General features: G+C 71.2%; 20 protein-coding genes. 9 read left to right on the top strand and 11 right to left on the bottom strand.

What is annotated here, in order from left to right:
- Positions 1-127: 127 nt before the first annotated feature.
- Positions 128-520: an ankyrin repeat domain-containing protein gene (locus AQJ27_RS12210; RefSeq protein ID WP_067366209.1), complete on the bottom strand. Its 393-nt coding sequence runs from the start codon at positions 518-520 to the stop codon at positions 128-130.
- A 360-nt stretch (positions 521-880) separates the two neighbouring features.
- Between AQJ27_RS12210 and AQJ27_RS12205 the strand changes: the two genes are divergently transcribed.
- A complete protein-coding gene (locus AQJ27_RS12205; RefSeq protein WP_054236250.1) occupies positions 881-1,075 on the top strand; it encodes a hypothetical protein in 195 nt (64 codons plus the stop codon).
- Positions 1,076-1,112: 37 nt separating this feature from the next.
- A complete protein-coding gene (locus AQJ27_RS12200) occupies positions 1,113-2,672 on the top strand; it encodes a P-loop NTPase family protein (protein ID WP_067366207.1) in 1,560 nt (519 codons plus the stop codon).
- A 186-nt stretch (positions 2,673-2,858) separates the two neighbouring features.
- Here AQJ27_RS12200 and AQJ27_RS12195 read toward each other — a convergent pair whose 3' ends face one another.
- Positions 2,859-4,358 carry an SCO1417 family PLP biosynthesis transcription factor gene (locus AQJ27_RS12195; protein ID WP_067366481.1) on the bottom strand — a complete coding sequence of 500 codons (1,500 nt, stop codon included), beginning with the start codon at positions 4,356-4,358 and terminating at the stop codon, positions 2,859-2,861.
- A gap of 135 nt (positions 4,359-4,493) precedes the next feature.
- On the opposite strand from AQJ27_RS12195, the gene yczE reads away from it, so the two are divergent.
- The 4 genes from yczE (at position 4,494) to AQJ27_RS12175 (ending at position 7,969) form a co-directional block, all read left to right on the top strand.
- Positions 4,494-5,183 carry a membrane protein YczE gene (gene yczE, locus AQJ27_RS12190; protein ID WP_067366205.1) on the top strand — a complete coding sequence of 230 codons (690 nt, stop codon included), beginning with the start codon at positions 4,494-4,496 and terminating at the stop codon, positions 5,181-5,183.
- Positions 5,180-5,947, top strand: coding sequence for a glycerophosphodiester phosphodiesterase family protein (locus AQJ27_RS12185; protein ID WP_067366202.1), 768 nt, complete (start codon positions 5,180-5,182; stop codon positions 5,945-5,947). Before yczE ends, AQJ27_RS12185 begins: the two co-directional genes overlap by 4 nt.
- Before the next feature lie 42 nt (positions 5,948-5,989).
- Entirely contained in the window at positions 5,990-7,339 is a 1,350-nt protein-coding gene (locus AQJ27_RS12180; protein WP_067366199.1) for an MFS transporter, read from the top strand.
- Positions 7,340-7,594: 255 nt separating this feature from the next.
- Positions 7,595-7,969, top strand: a complete 375-nt coding sequence (locus AQJ27_RS12175) for an RNA polymerase-binding protein RbpA (RefSeq protein WP_003977404.1) — start codon at positions 7,595-7,597, stop codon at positions 7,967-7,969.
- Positions 7,970-8,197: 228 nt separating this feature from the next.
- Here the strand turns inward: AQJ27_RS12175 and fxsA are convergent, their stop codons facing one another.
- From fxsA to AQJ27_RS12155, 4 genes are all read right to left on the bottom strand, one after another.
- A complete protein-coding gene (gene fxsA, locus AQJ27_RS12170; RefSeq protein WP_067366196.1) occupies positions 8,198-8,767 on the bottom strand; it encodes an FxsA family membrane protein in 570 nt (189 codons plus the stop codon).
- Positions 8,768-8,898: 131 nt separating this feature from the next.
- Positions 8,899-9,693, bottom strand: coding sequence for a polyprenol monophosphomannose synthase (locus tag AQJ27_RS12165; protein WP_067366193.1), 795 nt, complete (start codon positions 9,691-9,693; stop codon positions 8,899-8,901).
- Positions 9,694-10,232: 539 nt separating this feature from the next.
- Complete coding sequence (locus AQJ27_RS12160) at positions 10,233-11,849, bottom strand: amidohydrolase (protein WP_067366190.1); 1,617 nt, start codon at positions 11,847-11,849, stop codon at positions 10,233-10,235.
- Positions 11,850-11,896: 47 nt separating this feature from the next.
- The gene (locus AQJ27_RS12155) at positions 11,897-12,337 is read right to left on the bottom strand and encodes an Lrp/AsnC family transcriptional regulator (RefSeq protein ID WP_067366187.1); all 441 of its coding nucleotides are present in this window, start codon (positions 12,335-12,337) and stop codon (positions 11,897-11,899) included.
- 267 nt (positions 12,338-12,604) lie between these two features.
- On the opposite strand from AQJ27_RS12155, the gene AQJ27_RS12150 reads away from it, so the two are divergent.
- The gene (locus tag AQJ27_RS12150) at positions 12,605-13,042 is read left to right on the top strand and encodes a hypothetical protein (RefSeq protein ID WP_067366184.1); all 438 of its coding nucleotides are present in this window, start codon (positions 12,605-12,607) and stop codon (positions 13,040-13,042) included.
- 13 nt (positions 13,043-13,055) lie between these two features.
- On the opposite strand, the gene AQJ27_RS12145 is transcribed toward AQJ27_RS12150, so the two are convergent.
- The 3 genes from AQJ27_RS12145 to AQJ27_RS12135 form a co-directional block, all read right to left on the bottom strand.
- Positions 13,056-14,168 carry a phosphotransferase family protein gene (locus tag AQJ27_RS12145; RefSeq protein WP_067366179.1) on the bottom strand — a complete coding sequence of 371 codons (1,113 nt, stop codon included), beginning with the start codon at positions 14,166-14,168 and terminating at the stop codon, positions 13,056-13,058.
- Between the two features lie 11 nt (positions 14,169-14,179).
- Positions 14,180-15,307, bottom strand: a complete 1,128-nt coding sequence (locus tag AQJ27_RS12140) for an Rv3169 family protein (RefSeq protein WP_067366176.1) — start codon at positions 15,305-15,307, stop codon at positions 14,180-14,182.
- A gap of 421 nt (positions 15,308-15,728) precedes the next feature.
- Positions 15,729-16,922 carry an acyl-CoA dehydrogenase family protein gene (locus AQJ27_RS12135; protein ID WP_067366173.1) on the bottom strand — a complete coding sequence of 398 codons (1,194 nt, stop codon included), beginning with the start codon at positions 16,920-16,922 and terminating at the stop codon, positions 15,729-15,731.
- A 351-nt stretch (positions 16,923-17,273) separates the two neighbouring features.
- Between AQJ27_RS12135 and AQJ27_RS12130 the strand changes: the two genes are divergently transcribed.
- Entirely contained in the window at positions 17,274-18,515 is a 1,242-nt protein-coding gene (locus AQJ27_RS12130; protein WP_067366170.1) for a glycoside hydrolase family 18 protein, read from the top strand.
- 50 nt (positions 18,516-18,565) lie between these two features.
- On the opposite strand, the gene AQJ27_RS12125 is transcribed toward AQJ27_RS12130, so the two are convergent.
- Complete coding sequence (locus AQJ27_RS12125) at positions 18,566-19,225, bottom strand: TetR/AcrR family transcriptional regulator (RefSeq protein ID WP_067366168.1); 660 nt, start codon at positions 19,223-19,225, stop codon at positions 18,566-18,568.
- A gap of 170 nt (positions 19,226-19,395) precedes the next feature.
- Positions 19,396-19,542 (bottom strand): SCO1431 family membrane protein, encoded by a 147-nt coding sequence (locus AQJ27_RS55570; RefSeq protein ID WP_107096575.1) that lies wholly within the window; start codon positions 19,540-19,542, stop codon positions 19,396-19,398.
- Between the two features lie 246 nt (positions 19,543-19,788).
- On the opposite strand from AQJ27_RS55570, the gene AQJ27_RS12120 reads away from it, so the two are divergent.
- Positions 19,789-21,288: a M1 family metallopeptidase gene (locus AQJ27_RS12120; RefSeq protein WP_079064924.1), complete on the top strand. Its 1,500-nt coding sequence runs from the start codon at positions 19,789-19,791 to the stop codon at positions 21,286-21,288.
- The last annotated feature ends 27 nt before the right edge of the window (positions 21,289-21,315 follow it).

The raw sequence follows: 21,315 nt of genomic DNA, 5'->3' as shown, positions 1-21,315 counted from the left end.
CCAGCCATCGCGTCCGTGAATCACGACGTCATGATGACTCGGCAGTTCTTCTTGCCGCGACCGTATTTCCGGCGGCCCCGTTCCGCCTCCCCCGTTTTCGGTGTCGTACCTGGTCAGCGCGGACGGATCAGCGCGCGCCGAACAATTCGAGTAGTTCCGTCTTGCCGAACATCCGGGCGGTGTCGACGGCCGAGGGGGTGCCCGCGGCCGGGTCGGCGCCGCCGTCCAGAAGCGCGCGGATGACCGCCGCCTCGCCCTTGAACACGGCCCCCGCGAGGGGGGTCTGGCCGCGGTCGTTGATGCGGTCGGCCTCGGCGCCGCGCTCCAGCAGGGCGCGCACCGCCTCGGCGTGGCCGTGGTAGGCGGCGAGCATCACCAGCGAGTCACCGCGGTCGTTGGTGAGGTTGGCCGGAACACCCGCGTCGACGTACGCCACGAGCGCCTCGGTCTCCCCTCGGCGCGCCAGATCGAAGATCTTGGTCGCCAGCTCCACGACCTCGGGGTCAGGGGCTTCACTCATCGGCCGGACCACCTCTCACAAGGACAACGACAGCTACGTCATGGGGGACTGCGGGAGCGTACGACAGCGGGTGGGCTGTCATGCGCAGGTCCGTACGACAGCGAAGTGTGCGGCCGTACGGGTGATTCGCCAGCGTACTGGCTCCGGCGGCACATGACCGGCGCCGACCGAGGCAAAGATCACCACAAGCCACCCGAGAGCCGACAGGGGGCGACAGACCCGCTCAGGGGGCCCGGAACGGCTCCGCCGACCGGATGAAATCAGCCGAATTTCACTCAGTTGCACCTTTTATCGTATGGATACATCCTGTGATCCTGGAAGTACTCATGGTGACTGTCCCCACGAACCAGGAGAGCACAAATGATTCTGTCCATCTCAGGCGTCGTCCTGCTCGGCATCATCGTCTTCCTCTTCTTCCGCAAGGACGGACTCAAGGCGTCGCATGCCATGGTGTCCTCGCTCTTCGGTTTCTATCTCGCCAGCACGGCCATCGCGCCGAGCATCAAGGCGGGCGGGGAGAGCCTGGCGAGCCTCCTCGGCGGGATCAAGTTCTGACGTCCCTGCCCATCGCACGCACCTTCAGGAGACAGCAGTGGCCCGGCGCCCTCTCCCCCGCATCCTCAGCAACGGCAGCGCACAGATCGCCCGAAGCCGGGAGCTGGCCCGAACGGCAGCCGACAGCGCCACCGACGTCCTCCATCCACTGATCACGGTCACCCGTGGACTGCGCCGGCTGGCAGCCGCCGGCGGGCGCAAGTGGGCCGCCACCCCCAAGGACCGGCGCGGGCCGCTGCTGTTCCTGGTGGCCTCGGTGATCCTGGTCGTGGCGCTGGTGCCGTACGGACCGCTGCTCGCCGCCATCACCCTGATGGCGGCGGCAGCCTGGTCGGGCCGCCAGGAGGTCTCCTCGGAGCCCACGGGCCCCGACGAGGCGCAGATCCAACGACTCCAGTCGTTGTACGACGCCCTCGTCCCGTACTTCTCCGTGGCCGAGGACCCGGCCCCCCTGTACGCCCACGGCGGCGACTGGGAGAAGGCCTTCCCCACGCACGACTTCGACGACGACGGGCGCGTGTCCCGGCTGCTCATCCGCTACCCGGCGTACTTCACGGACGGCGAGGCGCAGTCCCGGGCCCGGATCGAGCAGCTTCTGCACGCCAAGTCGGGCCGCGGTCGCGAGTACCACTTCGAGTGGGACGAGGAGGGCAACGAGCTCACCGTCACCGTCCTCCCGCCGCTTCCCACCGACATCGCCGCCCAGCGATTCGTCACCTCACCCGGCGAGACGGTCCTCGGCTTCACCGACCCGGCCGACGTCCAGCGCACCCTCCCCCTCACCTACGGGGAGCAACAGCGAGACGTCCCCCCGGTCGTCTGGCGCACCGGCATCCGCTCCACCGAGCCGCACCTGCTGATCGCCGGCAATCCCGGCAGCGGCACGACGACACTCGTGCGCTCCATCGCGCTCCAGGCCCTTCAGTACGGCGATGTCGTCATCGTCGAGGGCGGCGGCACCGGCGAGTACGCGTGCCTGACCGGCCGGGCCGGCGTCCTCGCCGTCGAGTCCGGCCTCGCCGGGGCGCTCGCGAGCCTGGAGTGGGCCGCGAACGAGACGGAGCGGCGGCTGATCTCCGCCAACCGTGCGCGGCAGGCGGGGCACCCCGCCCCCGACGACACCAAGAACCCCCTGTGGATCCTGCTCGACCGGCCGAGCGCGCTCGGCCACTTCGCCGCCGCCGACGGCCGCAACGATCCCCAGGCACTCCTTCAGGTCCCGCTCCGGCACGGGCGCGCGGCGGGCGTCACGGTCGTCATCGCCGAGCAGTTCGAGGATCTCGAGGCGGTCAGTGAGGCCGTGCAGCAGCACACCCGCGCGCGCGTGGTCCTCGGTCCGGCGTCTGCGGTCCAGCTGGAAGCCGTGCTCGGCGCGCCGCCGCACACCACTCCTACGCGGGAGGTGCCGCCCGGCCGCGGGTACGCCCGGCTGGGCGCGGGTCCCGTCCTGCGCCTCCAGGTTCCGGCTACGCCGGACCCCTACGACGACGCCACCAGCGAGACCCAACGCCGCGCCGTCCTCGACCTGCTGCCGGAACGCACGACTCCGCCAGCGGCGGACCCGATCCCCGCGGAGGCGGCGGTGGCGGAGGGCTGAGCGGGTTTCCCTTCGGCCTGAACGGCCTCGTCCTCAAACGCCGGAGGGGCTGGGAGTCTTCAGGGGCGCGGGGAACTGCGCGACCAGCCCCCACCCACCCGCAGCCGAGGAACACACCCGGGGTCTGGGGCGGAGCCCCAGGTGGGGATGGGACGGGTAGGGGCGGCGGGGGCGAGGAACCGGTGGCTAGGCCACGAACGTGCGGGGGGCTTCGTTGCCCCCGGTCGCGCCCGTTCTCACCAGATGCGCCGCCGCGGCCAACCGCACCGCCGCCTCCTCGGCCACCGCACCCCCCACGGTGAACGGCAGCCGCACATACCCTTCGAAGGCGCCGTCGACCCCGAACCGCGGCCCGGAGGGCACCCGTACCCCCACCCGTTCACCCGCCTCGGCGATCCGCGAGCCGGACAGCCCGCCGGTGCGCACCCACAGCGTCAGCCCGCCCCGCGGAACAGTGAACTCCCAGTCGGGCAGCGCACGGCGCACGGCGACGACGAGCGCGTCCCGGTTCTCCCGGGCCTGTGCGCGCCGGATCTCCACGGCCCGCTCCCATCCCCCGGTGCTGAAAAGCCAGTTCACGGCCAGCTGCTCCAGCACGGGCGTTCCGAGGTCGGCGTACGCCCGCGCGGCGACGAGACTGCGGATGACATCGGGGGCCGCACGGACCCACCCGATCCGCATCCCCGCCCAGAACGCCTTGCTGGCCGACCCCACGGTGATGACCGTGGACCCGGAGGGGTCGAAGCCGCACACGGGACGGGGCATCGACAGCCCCTCCTCCAAGTACAGCTCGCTCATCGTCTCGTCGACCACCAGTACGGTCCCCGCCGACCGCGCGGCGTCCACCAGGCGGCGCCGCTGGTCCTCGTCCGCGAGGGCTCCCGTCGGGTTGTGGAAGTCGGCGACGACGTACGCGAGCCGGGGCGCGGCGTCGCGCAGGACCTGGCGCCAACGCTCCACATCCCATCCGGCGAGCCCCTCGGCCATGGCGACGGGGACGAGCCGGGCGCCCGCCTCCCGCATCAGCTGGAGGATGTTGGCGTAGGAGGGTGACTCGACGGCGATGCGTTCGCCGCGCCCGGCGAAGAGATGACAGATGGCGTCGATCGCGCCCATCGCGCCGGTCGTCACCATGATCTGCTCGGGCATGGTCGGAATGCCGCGCGCGGTGTACCCCTCAGCGATCATCGCGCGCAGCGCGGGCAGCCCCGCCGGATAGTCGCCGTGCGTGTGCGCGTACGGTGGCAGCTCCTCCAGGGCGCCCTGCACGGCACGGGTGAGCCAGGGCTCCGGCGCGGGGAGTGACGCGCAGCCGAGGTCGATCATGGAGCCGAGGGCCTCGGGCGGCAGCGGTTCGAGGCCGCGCGCGGGCAGCGGGTTCCCGGCGGGGACGGCGGTCCAACTGCCGGCTCCCCTGCGGGACTCCAGGAACCCTTCGCCGCGCAGCGCCTCGTAGGCCGCGGCGACCGTCGTACGGCTGACGGAGAGGGACAGCGCGAGCTCCCGCTCGGCGGGCAGCCGCGCGGCGACCGGAACCCGGCCTTCGAGGACGAGCAGCCGGATGCCGTCGGCGAGCGCGCGATAGGCGGGCGGTCGACGGGTGCCGGGCCCCGCGGGGCGCTCCTGCTGGGAGTTGAGCAGCCGGGCGAGCTGCGCGGCCCCCATCGCCGAAGTCCACTGCGTCATGATTCCCAGTCCACCTTCCTCGGATTGGCCTTGGATGGCGCCTTCCTTCAGGCCACAGAATGTCACGAGCCGGTCCACCATCACCACCGCGGGTCATCACGGACCCTCACGGGTCATCACCACAGGGGGTACCTCTTGTCCGCACACGCCGACTCCCCACGCCGGGAACGCCGGGGATCCGGGCGACGGCTTCCTCGTCGCCTCGTCCAGCTGTACGTGGGCCTCGCGCTGTACGGCGCGAGTTCGGCCCTGCTGGTGGAGTCGGGCCTCGGTCTGGAGCCCTGGAACGTGCTGCACCAGGGGCTCGCCGAACTGACCGGTCTGACGATCGGCGTGGTGTCGATCTTCGTGGGCGCGGCGGTGCTGCTCCTGTGGATCCCGCTGCGCCAGCGCCCCGGCCTCGGCACGGTCTCCAACGTGTTCGTGGTCGGCATCGCCATGGACGGCACCCTCGCCCTGGTGCCGGACGCCCACTCCCTGGCCGTACGGATTCCGCTGCTCGTGGCGGGCATCGTGCTGAACGGCGTGGCGACGGGCCTCTACATCTCGGCCAGCTTCGGTCCGGGTCCGCGTGACGGTCTGATGACGGGCCTGCACCGGCGTACGGGGCGCTCGGTCCGGCTGGTGCGCACGGTCCTGGAGGTGGCGGTCGTCGCGACCGGGTTCGCGCTCGGCGGCACGGTCGGCATCGGCACGGTGCTGTACGCCGTCGCGATCGGGCCGCTCGCGCAGCTCTTCCTGCGCGTGTTCGCCGCCCGCCCGGCACCGGGCGGCAGCACCGTCGTTGCCGCCGGTCAACCGGAGCGAGCGATACTTCCAGGGTGAGCCCGCGCATACGCCACCCGTACCTCGACCACCCCGGCCCGATCCCCTTCGCCCACCGGGGCGGCGCGGCGGACGGCCTGGAGAACACCGCCGCCCAGTTCCACCGCGCGGTGGAAGCGGGCTACCGCTACATCGAGACGGATGTGCACGCGACGTCGGACGGCAAGCTCGTGGCCTTCCACGACGCGACCCTGGACCGGGTGACGGACGGCGCGGGCCGGATCGCGGACCTCCCCTGGGAGGACGTGCGCCAGGCGCGCGTGGCGGGCAAGGAACCGGTCCCCCTCTTCGAGGAGCTCCTCGAAACCTTCCCCGACGTCCGCTGGAACGTCGACGTCAAGGCCGAGCCCGCCCTCCACCCCCTGCTGAACCTCATCGGCCGCCTCGACGCCTGGGACCGCGTCTGCGTCGGCTCGTTCTCCGAGGCACGGGTCTTCCGCGCCCAGCGTCTGGCCGGACCTCGGCTGGCGACCTCGTACGGCACCAAGGGTGTCCTGGGGCTGCGGCTGCGCTCGTACGGCATCCCGGCCGCGCTGCGCGACTCGGCGATCGCCGCCCAGGTGCCCGAGTCCCAGTCGGGCGTGCCGGTGGTCGACCGGCGCTTCGTGCGCGCCGCCCACGCGCGCGGCCTGCAGGTCCACGTGTGGACGGTCAACGAACCCGATCGGATGCACCGGCTCCTGGACCTGGGCGTCGATGGCATCATGACCGATCACATCGACACGCTGCGCAGGGTCCTGGAGGACCGGGGCACCTGGGTCTGAGCCCTCTCGCGCGGTCCGTTCAGCGGAAAGCGAGGGGCACGGGTGGGCACCGAGACCGTGCGGGCACAGGCGACCGACGAGGTCACCGAACGGCGGCGCGAGCAGCGCGGCTGGTACTTCTACGACTGGGCGTGCTCCGTCTACTCGACGAGCGTGCTCACCGTGTTCCTGGGCCCCTATCTCACGTCCGTCGCCAAGCACGCGGCGGACGCGGACGGCTTCGTCCATCCGCTGGGGATCCCGGTCCGCGCCGGCTCCTTCTTCGCCTACACGGTATCGGCGTCCGTCATTCTGTCGATCTTCGTGATGCCGATGGCGGGCGCGGCCGCCGACCGCACCGGCCGCAAGAAGCCCCTGCTCGCGCTCAGCGCCTATCTCGGCGCCACGGCCACCACGGGCATGTTCTTCCTGGACGGCGACCGCTATCTGCTCGGCGGTCTGCTGCTGATCGTCGCCAATGCCTCGGTGGCCGTGTCGATGGTGCTGTACAACTCCTACCTGCCGCAGATCGCCCCGCCCGAGGAGCGTGACGCGGTCTCGTCCCGCGGCTGGGCCTTCGGCTACGCGGCGGGCTCGCTGATGCTGGTCGTGAACCTGGTCCTGTACTCGGCCCACGACTCCTTCGGTGTCTCCGAGTCGACGGCCGTCCGCATCTGTCTGGCCTCGGCGGGCATCTGGTGGGGCGCCTTCACCCTCGTACCGCTGAAGCGGCTGCGGGACCGGCCCACGGCGGCCGCGGGGCAGGCGCCGGGGCACGGTTGGCGGCAGCTGGCGGCGACCGTGCGCGACATGCGGGGCAAACCGCTCACCCTTGCCTTCCTGTTCGCCTACCTCGTCTACAACGACGGAATCCAGACGGTCATCTCGCAGGCGTCGGTGTACGGATCGGAGGAGCTGGGGCTGAGCCAGTCGACCCTGATCGTCGCCGTGCTGCTGGTGCAGGTGCTCGCGGTCGGAGGCGCGCTGGGGATGGGACGGCTCGCACGGACGTACGGCGCGAAGCGCACGATCCTCGGCTCGCTCGTCGCCTGGACCGTGACGCTCGGCGCCGGGTACTTCCTGCCGGCGGGCGCGCCCGTCTGGTTCTTCGTCCTCGCCGCCGGGATCGGCCTGGTCCTGGGCGGCAGCCAGGCGCTCTCGCGCTCGCTGTTCTCCCATCTGGTGCCGAGCGGGAAGGAGGCCGAGTACTTCTCCGCGTACGAGATGAGCGACCGGGGCATGAGCTGGCTCGGCCCGCTTCTGTTCGGTTTGACCTACCAGCTGACGGGAAGTTATCGGGACGCGATCATCTCGCTCGTGGCCTTCTTCGTCATCGGATTCGTGCTGCTCGCGAGGGTTCCGGTGCAGCAGGCCGTGCACGACGCGGGTAATCCCGTACCGGACAGGATTTAGCACCTGAGGCCAAAGGCCGGTAGTGTACGCGTTTGGCCTGCCAGGCGTACCGTTACTGCGCGTCAAAGATACTGAAGCGTTGGGTGACATCTGCTGCCAGATGTGACAAACCGGGCGCCGGTGGGTACAACAAGGGGCGGCTACGACGGCGACGCATGACCCGGAACGGGAATCTTTACCGCCGACCGGACGTTGACCGGATGACGACGACAGCGACACCTGTCCTGTGGGCGACAAGCCCGGGAGGCACGATTCATGAGTGAGCGAGCTCTTCGCGGCACGCGCCTCGTGGTGACCAGCTACGAGACGGACCGCGGCATCGACCTGGCCCCGCGCCAGGCCGTGGAGTACGCATGCGAGAAGGGGCACCGGTTTGAGATGCCCTTCTCGGTCGAGGCGGAGATTCCGCCGGAGTGGGAGTGCAAGGTCTGCGGGGCCCAGGCACTCCTGGTGGACGGCGACGGCCCTGAGGAAAAGAAGGCCAAGCCCGCGCGTACGCATTGGGACATGCTGATGGAGCGGCGCACCCGAGAGGAGCTCGAAGAGGTCCTCGAGGAGCGCCTGGCCGTTCTGCGCTCCGGCGCGATGAACATCGCGGTGCATCCGCGGGACAGCCGCAAGTCCGCGTAACCCCTCCGGGGGTTGGGCGGCATACCACGCACGCAGCCGCGAGCGCCGTACGCAAGTCGTACGGGGCCCGCGGCTCTGTGCGTTGTGCGCGTGGCGGTAGATGCGGCGGTGCGGTAGACACGGACCGGCGCCGGCCACGGCGCCCTTCAGGGGCGCGGGGAACTGCGCGATCAGCCCCCGCGCACCCGCACCCGACCGAGTAGTACTCGGCCGCGGCCGAGGCCGGCGTCAGCGATTCAGCGGCGGACGCGGGCCCGGGTCCGTCGTCGGGTTCTCTTCCCTGATGACCTCGCCCTGGACGACCTTGCCGTCGGGGCGATGGATGCGGGCCTGCTGGAAGGCGTCACCGACACTGCCCGGCGCGGCCTCGCGGATCTTGCGGTCGATGGCGCGCTCGGCGTAACGGCTCAGGGCCTTCTGGACGGGCGGGACCAGCAGGAGCAGGCCCAGCGCGTCGGAGATGAGCCCGGGGATCATCAGGAGCAGACCGCCGAGCATCATCAGCCCGTTGCCTTCGCCGCCCCCGCTCGTGGGAGGCACCCCGCTCTGCTGCTGTTGCAGCGTCTCAGTGAGGTTGCGGAAGGCACGGCGGCCGGCCCGCTTGATGACCACGGAACCGAGGACGAAACCGGCGACCAGCAGCAGGAAGACCGCGAAACCGCTCGCCGCGCCCGCGACCACGGTCAGGAGCCAGATCTCCAGCACCAGCCAGACGGCGATGCCGAGCGGCAGGTAGGTGCGCAGCCGGGATCGCCGCGGCCGCGCGGGGTATGCAGGGGTCGGTGCGCCAGTCGTCATGCACCCAGTGTGCCTGGGCACAGCTCAGTACGGGATAAGCGGATGATCAGCCGTACCTGTGGAGTGACGTGAGGGCGAAGTGGGAGTGGGGGCGGGCCCCGGCCGGGCCCGCCCCCACTCCACCAGCGCTCCTACGACGTGCGCTTCCGGCCGGTGATCCGGCCGACCCGCTCCCCCACGCCCCACGTGGTGACCCGCCACAGCGCCTCCACGAGGATGTCGCGGCTCATCTTGGAGTCGCCGAGCTCGCGCTCGACGAAGGTGATGGGCACCTCGACGACGTGGAAACCGGACTTGACTGCACGCCGGGCCAGGTCCACCTGAAAGCAGTACCCCTGGGACGCGACTTCAGCGAGTCCGAGACCTTCGAGGGTCTCGCGGCGGAAGGCACGGAAGCCTCCGGTGACGTCCCGGATCGGCACGTCGAGCATGAGCCGGGAGTACATGCTGCCGCCACGCGAGATGAACTCGCGGGACTTGGGCCAGTTCACGACCCGCCCGCCCGGCACCCAGCGCGACCCCAGCACGAGGTCGGCGCCCTTGAGCGCGGTCAGCAGCCGGGGCAGTTCCTCGGGCTGGTGCGAGCCGTCCGCGTCCATCTCCACGAGGACGCCGTAGCCGTGCTCCAGGCCCCAGGCGAAGCCCGCGAGATACGCGGCGCCCAGGCCTTCCTTGCCCTTTCGGTGCAGCACCTGGACATGGTCGTCCTCGGCGGCCAGCTCGTCGGCGAGCTTGCCCGTGCCGTCCGGGCTGTTGTCGTCCGCCACGAGAACGTGTGCATCGGGCACCGAGGCTCGTACCCGGCCGACGATCTTCTTGATGTTCTCCGCCTCGTTGTAGGTCGGGATGATCACCAAGGCCGTGCCGAGCGGGCCGAACTGCCTCCCCTTGGCTCCTGCCGCGAGGGTCCCGTCGCCGTCGTTCACTACTGCCCCTTCATGTCCGTACGCAGGGGTCCACCATAGTGGCCGCAGCCTGCACTGACGCGTCGGCGCGTTAGTACGGGGGTGTCGATTCGGCAAGAGCCGGGTAAGAGAGAGCCCGCCGCGCCGGAGCACCGTACTGCGGATCGGGGCCCGGCGCCCTTCGGGCCGACCTGGGACCCGCTGGCTGCGGGTCGACCGAAAGCCGTTGTCTACTGGACGTCCGGGCCCCACCCGGGTCACACCCTTCCGACAGGCATGAACGTTCCCTCGCCGTCGCACTGGCGCTGAGCCTGGCTCCCAGTGGTGGTGCGCCGGTGCGGCACACCACCCCTGACCCAGCGGCGCTCCGGCGACTGCGTGGAAGTTCTCCGGTCGGACGTCCGGTGGTGGACCCGGCCGAACCTACCGGCCCCCCGAGGCCAGCTGTCAACACTCGTCTGACCTGCTGGTTTTCCCTCAATTGCCTGGTCAGCGCGGAGGATGCGCAGGTCGCACGACGGGGCGGCGACGGATGAGCACCGCAGCGCCACCCCCGGAGATCACTCGCCCGGCCGTACGAAGACGGTCCGCCCCCCGACGACCGTCCGCAGGCACACCGGCAGGTCGCCGCCGGGGCTCAGATCGGGCAGTCCAGGAGTACCCGAACGAGGGTCGGTCGACCAGCGTGCGACCCGGTCGTCGGGGGCCTGCACGACCAGTTCCTCGGTGCGCCACACGGCGTAGTCGGCGGGCGCGCCGGGCACCAGGACTCCCGCGTCGTCCCGTCCGATCGCCCGCCACCCGCCGCGCGTATGCGCCGTGAACGCGGCGCGCACGGAGACCCGGTGCTCCGGCGTGCGGTGGAACGCGGCGGCGCGCACGGTGCCCCACGGATCGAGGGGGGTGACGGGGCTGTCGGAACCGAAGGCCAGTGGCACACCGGTGCGCAGCAGGGCCGCGAACGGGTTGAGGGCGCGAGCCCGCTCGGCGCCCAGGCGCTGGGCGTACATGCCGTCCTCGCCGCCCCACAGCGCGTCGAAGGCGGGCTGCACGGATGCGGTGAGGCCGAGCTCGGCGAAGCCGGCGATGGTCTCCGGGGTGAGCATCTCGGCGTGCTCGACGCGGTGCCGGGCGGCGCGCACACGGGCCAGGCCGACCTTCTCGGCGGCTGCGCGGACTCCCTCGACCACGGCGGCCACGGCGGCGTCCCCGATGGCGTGGAAGCCCGCCTGAAGGCCCGCCTCGGTGCAGGCGACCACATGCGCGCCGACGGCGGCGGCGTCGAGGTAGGCGGTGCCGGTGTGGCCGGCGTCGGCGTAGGGCTGATGCAGGCAGGCGGTGTACGAACCCAGGGACCCGTCGACGAAGAGGTCGCCCGCGGCGCCGAGCGCGCCCAGCGCCCGGGCCTTGTCGACATCCTGTTCGGCCCAGTAGCCGACGACCCGGGGGCCGGCTTCCTCGGCGGCCAGCCGCAGCAGTCCGGTGAAGTCGTCCTCGGAGGAGATCTCCGGGCCCGCGCACTCGTGCACCGATCCGATGCCGAGCGAGGCGGCGTGGGCGAGCGCGGCGCGCTGGGCCTCGGTGCGCTGGGCCGGGGTGACGGCGCCGAGCGCGGCGGCGCGCACGGCGTGGTGGGCGTCCCGGGTCAGGGGGCCGTCGGCGGCGTACCCCGCTCGTGCGGTGACTCCCGGGACCAGGTCCAGGAGCGCGGTGGTGGCCACGGCGGAGTGCACGTCGATGCGGGAGAGGTAGAGCGGGCGACCGCCGGCCGCCTCGTCGAGCTCGGCGCGCGTCGGAGGGCGGCCGCCGGGCCAGCGGGCCGCGTCCCAGCCGTGGCCGAGCAGCACCCGGTCGGCGGGGCGGGCGGCGGCGAACTCGCGTACGAGGGTGAGGGCGGCGTCCAGGGAGGGCGCGTCGGACAGGTCGAGGCCGGTGAGCGCGAGCCCGGTGGAGGTGGTGTGGACGTGGGCGTCGGTGAACGCCGGGGTGACCAGTGCGCCTTCCAGGTCCACGACCTCGGCGACCCCGTCGGCGAAGGCGTCGGCCGCGCCCTCCGAGCCGACCCAGGCGATCTGTCCGCGTTCGACGACCATCGCGGTGGCGAAGGGGTCGGCGGGACTGTGGACTTCTCCACCGCGCAACAGCACGGTGTCCGACGTGGCGGTGCTCTCACTCATGGGGAACAGTCTCGCGCCTGCCGGTGTCCGGTCGGTCCCCGGGTGGGTCAGATGCGGGGCGGGCGCGCCTCGTACGGCGTCGACAGCACCACGGTCGTGCGGGTCGACACGCCTGCCAGGGTGCGCAGGCGGGCGAGGAGCTCCTCCAGTTCGTGCGGGGTCGAGACCCGCACCTTCAGGATGTAGTTCTCGTCGCCCGCGACGCTGTGGCAGGCCTCGATCTCGGGCACGCCGGCGAGGCGTTCCGCGATGTCGTCGGGGGCGCTCGGGTCGAACGGTTTCACCGAGATGAAGGCGGTCATGGGCAGCCCGACGGCCTCGGGGTCCACGACCGCGGCATAGCCGCGGATGACACCGCGTTGTTCGAGCCGGCGCACCCGCTGGTGCACGGCGGACGTGGACAGGCCCGTGGCCTTGCCCAGGTCGGTGTAACTCATCCGCCCGTCTGCGACGAGCAGCTGCACGATCTGTCGGTCCAGCTCCTCCATGACGCAAGAACCTACAGGGCCCTTGATCTCGTCGGATACCTCAGCGGCGCAGGTCATACCTGCTTTGTGATGTGGCAGAGTGCTGTCTGTGAACCGCCTGGTGGACAAATCCACCGCGCCGGGCACCTGCGGGCGGCATGTGACGAACGACACAGTGCCGCAACCGGGTCCGTGATGTTCTCGTGATTACCGCAGAGACGGGACGGGAAATGCTTGCTGTGGTCGAGGCCGCAGCGCCTTGTCGGCCCACCCGAGGGGGAGAATTCCATGCAGAGTCTTAAGCGCCCTGGTCGTCCCGCATCCAGGCGGCCCAAGCTGGTCGTCGAACCCGAGCCGGAGGGCGTCGAACCGGACGCCGTCGACGGTGAGGAGTTCGACGCCTACGACACCTTCGAGATGTACCGGGTGATCTGCCCGGACTGCGCCCAGCCCATCGCGCTCCTCGCGGACGAGGAGAGCCTGCCCGAGCACGCGCTGTGCGCCTCGCCCTGGAACCCGTTCGGGCTGACGGTCTGCTCCGGCACGGGCCGTGCGGCGGGCGACGCCCGCCCCGCCGACGAGTCGGTGGAGCCTCAGGAGCAGGACACCGCCCTCCTGTTGACGCTCCCTCAGGGACTCGACTGGCGGACGCAGCCGTTCTCGCACGTCGGCGGCCCGGCCTCGCGCCCGATGCGGGTTCCCGAGATGCGCCGTCAGGCCGCCTGACCGGCCCTCGCGTTCAGCGACCGGCGGCCGGTCCCTCCCAGTAACTGCCCTGCACCATGGCTCGCAGGCTGCCGTGGTGCAGGATCAGTGTGTCCGGGTCCGGCGGTACGGCGACCTCGCCGAAGTGCACCTGGCGGTAGGCGATGCGCAGCATGACGATCGCGTGCCGCAGTGCCGCGTACAGCGTGTGGAAGTCCATGTCCCGGGGTGTGTGGCCGGTGAGTTCGGCATAGCGCCGCTCGACGCGGTCACGGCGCAGGAAGTCGGGCAGTCCGCGCTGGCCGAAGCTCGCCGTCAGGTCCTGGAAGAAGCGGTGGAGGTAGACCGTCCAGCCGAGGTCGACCTCGCGCGGGGCGAGGGCCGCCATCTCCCAGTCGAGGACGGCCGCGGGGGCGAACCCGTCGTAGACGACGTTCCCGATGCGCGCGTCGCCCCAGTTGAGCACCGCCTCGCCCTCGTCGCGCGGCCACAGCTCGTCGAGCCGGTCGAACGCGCTCTCTATCAGGGGCGAACGTGACAGCCCGTCAACCACCCACTCGTAGTAGGCGCGTTGGGCCTCCACATGCCGACGGAGGGGGCTGCCTTCGCCGGGAAAGGCCAGGAAATCGGCTTCCGGCAGCGGGACTTGGTCGTGCAGCCGGGCGAGGAGCCCCACCGAGGCCGCCTCCAGCCGCTCGCGTTCCTGGTCGCTCGCCGCGTGCAGCCAGTTCCCCTCGTACGTGTAGGGCATGACATCCGGCGGCACGCGTCCCTCGACCCGTTCCATGACGAAGAACGGCGCGCCGAGCGGGGCGGGGTCCTCCTCCAGCCACAGCACCCGCGGCACGGGGAGATCGGTGCGCTCGGCGACCAGTCTCATCGTGCGGTACTGGCGGGGCAGGTCGTAGACGGGGAAGACGGTGTACGCCGCCGGGTCCGCCGCCAGCCTCAACGCGCAGGCGGTCAGCGGTGGTTCGGGGTGCTCGATGTCGAAGAGCAGGGTCTCGCTGGACATGCCGTTGGACTCCGGGACGGTGACGTTGGCCGCCTCGGCACCCGGGAGGCGGGCGGTGAGCCAGGCGGTCAGCCGGCGGCCCAGTTCCTCCGGGTCGCGGGTGGTCGTGCGCGGGCGTGGTGCCGTGGCCATCTCGTTCCCCCTCAGGGCGCAACCGAGTCGAAGCCGGTGAACCCGCTCGGGTCGTGGCGGCCGAACGAGCCGTGTTCGAAGATCCCGTGGCCGACCTGCCCGTCCAGCGTGCAGCGGGCCGCGTGGTCGATCACCCCGTATGCGGCGCGGGGGTGCGCGGCCGGGTCGGAGAGGTCGTAGGCGCGGCGGTCGGTCCAGTCGCGCCCGACCCAGGTGCCGTGCTGCCAGTCGTCGGCGGGCGGATAGCCGGCGCCGACGGCGAGCGGGGAGGAAGTGAGCACCTCCACGTCCAGCTCCATGGGCTTGCGGTCCCCCGGGCGGGTGAGGTGGATGACGGCGGACGTGGGGTGGCGGCTGCCGGGGCGATAGGTGATGTCGGCCTGGGGCCAGCCGAGTTGCAGGTCGCGCTCCGCGTTGCGTACGAGTGTCGCGTCGTTCAGCGTCCGGTAGCCGTCGGCGTCCTCCTGGACGACGACCATCAGGAACCGGTCCTCGAACCGGACCGGGCACCACAGCCAGTGGAAGCCCTCCGTCGGGTTCTCCTGCGCGAGCCGGCCGCCCTCCTCCCCCGGAATCGGGCGCACGCCCCAGCTGCGGTCGCGGGTGCCGGTCCAGCGGCCGCGCTCCAGGCGGATCTCCTCGCCGCCGATCCGGATCCAGCCCTCGCAGTGCCCCGCCTGCACGAAGCGTTTGCCCTCCAGCGTGAGCCGGCCGCCGCGCCGCTGGAGGTGGTGCGGCTCCCACAGGGCCGGGAAGTCCGCCGTCCAGGTGATCTCGTACGACAGTCCCTCCGGGTCGGCGGGATCGGCCGCGCAGCTCAGCACGAAGGTCTTCAGGGGGCGCTCGACGCGGATGCGCAGCGGGCCGACGGCGAGGCGCATCCGGTCCTCCCCGAGCGCGTCCGAGGCGCGCACGGCGTGCAGGCGGTCGCCGAGTCGCAGGGTGGCGTAGGCGTCGACGACCCCGACGTTCGGATAGACGCCGAGCCCCAGGATCAGCAGCGCCCGGCCCTGGTGGTCGAAAACGTGGAAGATGCAGCGGTCGTACGCGTTCCGGTCCCCGGTCGCGAGGTGCTTCATGGACAGGGGCACCTGGTGCACGGGGTACTCGTCGAGGGCAACGGGGCGGTCGTCGGACACGGCAAGCCTCCCTGGGGGCACGGCGGTTGACGTCCCCGGAGGGGTGCGGCCCCCGGCGGCGCCAGTTGACGGTACGTCAGATGACGGCCCGGGGCCAGACACCCGCACGTCGGGGCGCCCCCCGTACGGGCCCACCGCGAACCCACGCTCGATTACGCGGGCGGGTGACCTGCGCACTCGCCCGCGCGTTGCCCCGGTATGACCCCCACATACGCGGCGACCGAGCGGCCTCGCCGGATCTTCGTCCCGGCTCCGGCAGAATCGGTTCGGCCGGCAGCCGCCGCGCCGGCGCCCCAGGATCCCCCCATCTACCGCGCGCTGATCCGCGCCTGGGCCGACCGCGGCCGCACGCTGCCGGGGCGCCACGACCCGGAGTGGGTCCGGCTGGTGGCGCCGCCGGTCCTGTACGGCTACGGGCAGTTCAGTGTGACTCCGGCCCCGCGAGGTGACGGGCGATGACCATCCGCTGGATCTGATTGGTGCCCTCGACGATCTGGAGGACCTTGGCCTCGCGCAGATAGCGCTCGACCGGGAAGTCCGCGGTGTAGCCGTACCCGCCGAGCACCTGGACGGCGTCCGTGGTGACCTTCATCGCCGTGTCCGTGCACAGCAGCTTCGCCATGGCGGCCTGCTTGGCGAAGGGCCGCCCCGCGTCGCGCAGCCGTGCCGCGGCCAGGTAGAGCGCCCGGCCCGCCTCGATCTGCGTCGCCATGTCCGCGAGCATGAAGCGCAGGCCCTGGAAGTCGGAGATCGGCCGGCCGAACTGCTCGCGCCCGGTCGCGTACGCGACGGCCTCGTCGAGGGCCGCCTGGGCGACGCCGATGGCGCAGGCCGCGATGCCGAGCCGGCCGGAGTCGAGCGCGGCGAGGGCGATCGCGAAGCCCTGCCCCTCGTCGCCGATGCGTCGGCCGTCGGACACCCGTACGCCGTCGAAGTGGATCTGCGCGGTGGGCGAGCCCTTCATGCCCATCTTCTTCTCGGGCGGGGCGGCACTCAGTCCCTCGGCATGGCCGGGCACCAGGAACGCGGTGATGCCGCGCGGGCCCGCGCCGCCGCTGCGGGCGAGCACGGTGTAGAAGTCGGCGACGCCGCCGTGCGTGATCCAGGCCTTGGTGCCCGTGATCGCCCACTCTCCCCCGCTCTCGGCTTCTCCCCCACCCTCCCGGACGGCCTTCGTCCGCAGGGAGGCGGCGTCCGAGCCGGAGGACGGCTCCGAGAGGCAGTAGGCCCCCAGGAGGCCGCCGCCGAGCATCGCGGGCAGGTACTCGGCCCGCTGTTCCTTGGTGCCGTAGTTCGCCAGGGCGTGGCAGGAGAGGGTGTGCACGCTGACGCCGAGGCCGACGGTGAGACGGGCCATGGCGAGCTCTTCGAGGACCTGGAGGTAGACCTCGTACGGCTGGTCGCCGCCGCCGTACTCGGAGTCGTACGGCAGTCCGAGCAGGCCGGAATCGGAGAGCAGGCCGAAGACCTCGCGCGGGAAGCGTCCGGCGTCCTCCTCCTCGGCCGCCTTCGGGGCTATCTCGCGCTGCGCGATGTCACGGACGAGCGAGATCAGATCCCGGGCCTCGTCCGTGGGCAGTTGACGATCCACCGGCTGCGGGGCGCGGTCGGGCATGGCGACGCTCTCCTCCCTGTCGGGCGCATCGGCGCACGCACGCCAGGGGTGGGGCGGCGTCGCCGGGTCTCACGGCCCAGCCGATGCTGCCGTTCCTGGGTGGAGAACGGCCTGATCAGCGGCTGTGGCGCTGTGAGTATGCCCGTTCGGGGGCACCGAGTCACCAGTTAACGACCGCTTACCAAAAGAAAGGGGAACCGATCCGACCGCTCCGCACAATTGGTCCGAACCATTGACGCACTGGTCTAGTCCTCCTAGTGTTCCGTCAACGCCTCACCGCGTTCATGCCAAACAGCACGCGCAGGTCCCAGCATGCCTCCCCCACACTCCCCTCCCCCACGAGGAGAACCGATGCTCCGACCGCACCGCCCCCGCTCCCGCTTCCGAGCGCTCCTGTCCGCCGCCTGTTGCGCCGCTCTCGGCGCCACGCTGCTCGCCGGCGCGGGCACGGCCACCGCGACCACCGCGACCCCCTCGGCCCAGCAGGCCGCCGGTTCCAAGGTCGTCGGCTACTTCACGGAATGGGGCGTCTACGACCGGAACTACCACGTCAAGAACGTCGAGACGTCCGGCTCGGCCGCCAAACTCACCCACATCAACTACGCCTTCGGCAATGTCACCGGCGGCAAGTGCGCCATGGGCGACGCCTACGCGGCGACCGACAAGGCGTACACCGCCGACCAGTCGGTGGACGGGGTCGCCGACACCTGGGACCAGCCCCTGCGCGGCAACTTCAACCAGTTGCGCAAGCTGAAGAAGAAGCACCCGAACCTCAAGGTCCTCTGGTCCTTCGGCGGTTGGACCTGGTCGAGCGGTTTCGGTGAGGCCGCCAGGAACCCGGCCGCGTTCGCGCAGTCCTGCTACGACCTGGTCGAGAACTCCAAGTGGGCGGACGTCTTCGACGGCATCGACATCGACTGGGAGTACCCGAACGCCTGCGGCAACACCTGCGACACCAGCGGCAGGGCGGCCTTCAAGAACGTGATGGCGGCGCTGCGGGCGAAGTTCGGCTCCGGCAACCTGGTCACCGCGGCGATCACGGCGGACGCCACCGCGGGCGGCAAGATCGACGCGGCGGACTACGCGGGCGCGGCGCAGTACGTCGACTGGTACAACCCGATGACGTACGACTTCTTCGGCGCCTGGGACGCGGCCGGCCCCACGGCTCCGCACTCCCCGCTGAACTCGTACACCGGTATCCCCAAGGCGGATTACCACACCTCCGCCACGATCGCGAAGCTCAAGGGCCTGGGCGTCCCGGCCTCGAAGCTGCTGCTGGGCATCGGGTTCTACGGGCGCGGCTGGACCGGCGTCACCCAGGCGGCCCCCGGCGGCACGGCCACCGGACCGGCGGCGGGAACGTACGAGCAGGGCATCGACGACTACAAGGTGCTGAAGACGAAGTGCCCGGCGACGGGCACGGTCGGCGGCACCGCGTACGCCAAGTGCGGTACGAACTGGTGGAGTTACGACACCCCCTCGACCATCGCGGGGAAGATGACCTACAAGAACCAGCAGGGCCTGGGCGGCACCTTCTTCTGGGAGCTCAGCGGTGACACCTCGAACGGGGAACTGATCAAGGCGATCAACTAGCGGTGCCGTACACGAGTCGGGCCGGGGGTTCGATTGCCCCCGGCCCTCACTCAGGTCTCCCGGCGGGCCGGCCGCGGGGCCGGGTAGGCGGGGTCGACCTCCTCGACCGCGCGCATCGCGCCGCCCAGCATCTTCACCAGCAGCTCGCGGACCGTGTCACGCGGCAGGGCCGGGTTGCCGATCCAGTCGAGGGTCGCGCCCTCGACGCTGTAGAGCCAGCCGAGCAGCGCCATACGGGGCAGCGGCGCTATCTTGCGTCTGCCGTAAGCCCCTTCGGCGATGGTCTCGACGATGACCTCGCGCACGCCCTCGCGGATGGTCTGCACATCGGTGTCGAAGCCGACTCCGCCGGTGATGATCGTGCGGTACGCGGCCTGGTTGTGCTCGGCGTAGCGCAGATAGCCGTCGATGGTGCGGTGCACCCGCTCGACCGGGGGCAGTTCGAGTCCGCTCGCCGCCCGGGAGACCAGGTCCGCGACCGAGTCCTCGACGATCGCCAGGTAATAGCCACGCTTGGACTTGAAGTAGTAGTAGATCAGCCCTTTGGCGACATGCGCCTGGCGTGCGATGTCATCCATCGACAGCGCGTCGTAGGACGTGTCGGCGAACAACTTCCGCCCGATGGCGATGAGTTCGGCGCGGCGCGCCAGTGAGCGATCGGTGCCGCGCGCCCGGGGGCGGTCGACGGCGCGCTGTTGACTATGATTCAATTCCAGCCCTAGTCTCCGACTGCCAGCGGGACGTTGGCAGTATGGCAGACCGGTACCACCCACTCGTTCGACTCTGATCGACCGGGCGCGGTCTTGGGGGAAACTGTCGTGCGGGCTCAGCGCGCCCTGGCGTCCGCCGGTTCAGTTCACAGCAGGGCCGCCGGTCCGGTTCACAGCAGGCCGAGCTGGGTGACGAGCATCGCGAGGACCACGACGAAGGTCCAGCCCGCGACGTGTTCGAGGATCTTGGGGCCGTCGTCCTTGGGGCCGCCGGTGCGGGCGCGGAGTCGGGTGGCGGTGGCGGAGCTCGCGGTCATGTCTTCTCGCTGACGTAGTGGTGCGGTGGCATCCCCCGCCTCACGCCGGCTCCCCACCGACCCGACCACCTTGCCACCGGAACGGGTTTCAGCGGTAGAGACCTGGGTCACCCCGGGCACCTCGAACGCCTCGACGGGACACGCCGGACACTTCGACCACCTTCGAATACCTCGCTTCTCGGCAACGATGCGCCAGGGGTGTGGGTCTCCTCACAGGACAGTGGTCAGCCAACCGAAAGGTCCTCGATGAGCCCGTTCCGGACGCCTCGCCGCAGCGCCCGCCTCGCTCTGGCGGCGGCGATCACGGTGGCAGCCGCCCTGACGGGACCGGTCTCGCAAGCCGCCGGCTCCCCGTCCGCCCCCACGTCCCCGTCCGCCGCGCCCTCCCCGGGTGCGCCGGGCCTCGGCGACCCGATCTTCCCGCTCGACGGCAACGGCGGCTACAAGGTGAACCGCTACCTCCTCGACTTCGACTGGCAGGCACCCAGGACGCCCTTCGAGGCCGCCACGACGGTCAAGGCGACCGCCACCCAGGCCCTGTCCCGCTTCGACCTGGACTTCGCGGGCAACACCCTGCACACGGTGACCGTGGACGGGACGACCGCGCAGGCCGTGCGCGACGGCGACGAACTGGTGATCACCCCGGCCGAGCCGCTCGCCAAGGGCAAGCCCTTCACGGTCAAGGTCACCTACACCGCCGACCCGACCCTGATACGGCACCGCGACGACGCCATCGAGGACTACGGCTGGATCCCCACGCCGGACGGCACGGTGCTGTACCCGCAGCCCGACGGCGCCAAGATGATCTTCCCGTCGAACGACCACCCGAGCCAGCGCGCCCCGATCACCTTCCGCGTCACCACCCCGCCGGGCCTCACGGCCGTCGCGGGCGGCAAGCTCACCGGCCGCGCCGAGCAGGCCGACGGGCGCGTGAAGTGGACGTACGACTCCGAGCAGCCCGTGGCCACCCAGCTCGCCCAGCTGGCGATCGGCAGGTTCACCTTCGTCGACAGCACCGGGCCGCACGGGCTGCCGATCCGCGATGTGGTCCCGGACGACCTGGTCGCCTCGACCGAGCAGTACCGCAAGCTCACGGCCGACCACATCGCGTGGCTGGAGGAGCGGCTCGGCCCCTACCCCTTCAACCGCTACGGCCTCCTCGTCGGCGACACCGACCTGGGCGTGGCCCTGGAGACACAGACGCTCTCCCTGATCCCGAAGGCCGACCTGCTCGGCGACCGGGTCGGCGCCGAGCGCAACCTGGTGCACGAGCTCACCCACCAGTGGACCGGCGACAGCGTGGGCATCAAGAGCTGGTCCGACCTGTGGCTGAGCGAGGGCCACGCCCGCTTCTACGAGCGGCTGTACTCGCAGGCGCACGGCGGCGACAGCTTCGAGGCCGCGATGAAGACTGCGTACGCGAGCCACGACCAGTGGCGCCACGACTACGGCGCCCCCGCCGAACCGACCGAACCGAACCTCTTCAAGCGGATGCGGTACGACGGCTCGACGCTCGTCCTGTACGCGCTGCGCGAGAAGGTCGGCCAGGAGACGTTCGGGAAGATCGAGCGGGCCTGGGTCACCCAGTACCGCGGAAAGACCGCCGACACCCAGGACTACGTCGACCTCGCGTCCAAGGTCGCGGGCCAGGACCTCGACGGTTTCCTGCACCCGTGGCTCTACGGTGCCAAGACCCCGCCGATGCCCCATCACCCGGACTGGGTGGTCAACCCGGTCCAGGGCTGAGGGTCCACGGCCGCGGGCCCACGGCTG

Source organism: Streptomyces olivochromogenes (genome assembly GCF_001514115.1).
GTDB lineage: Bacteria > Actinomycetota > Actinomycetes > Streptomycetales > Streptomycetaceae > Streptomyces > Streptomyces olivochromogenes.
The sequence above is the reverse complement of the archived record's forward strand: the minus strand, read 5'-3'. Positions and strand labels throughout refer to the sequence as shown.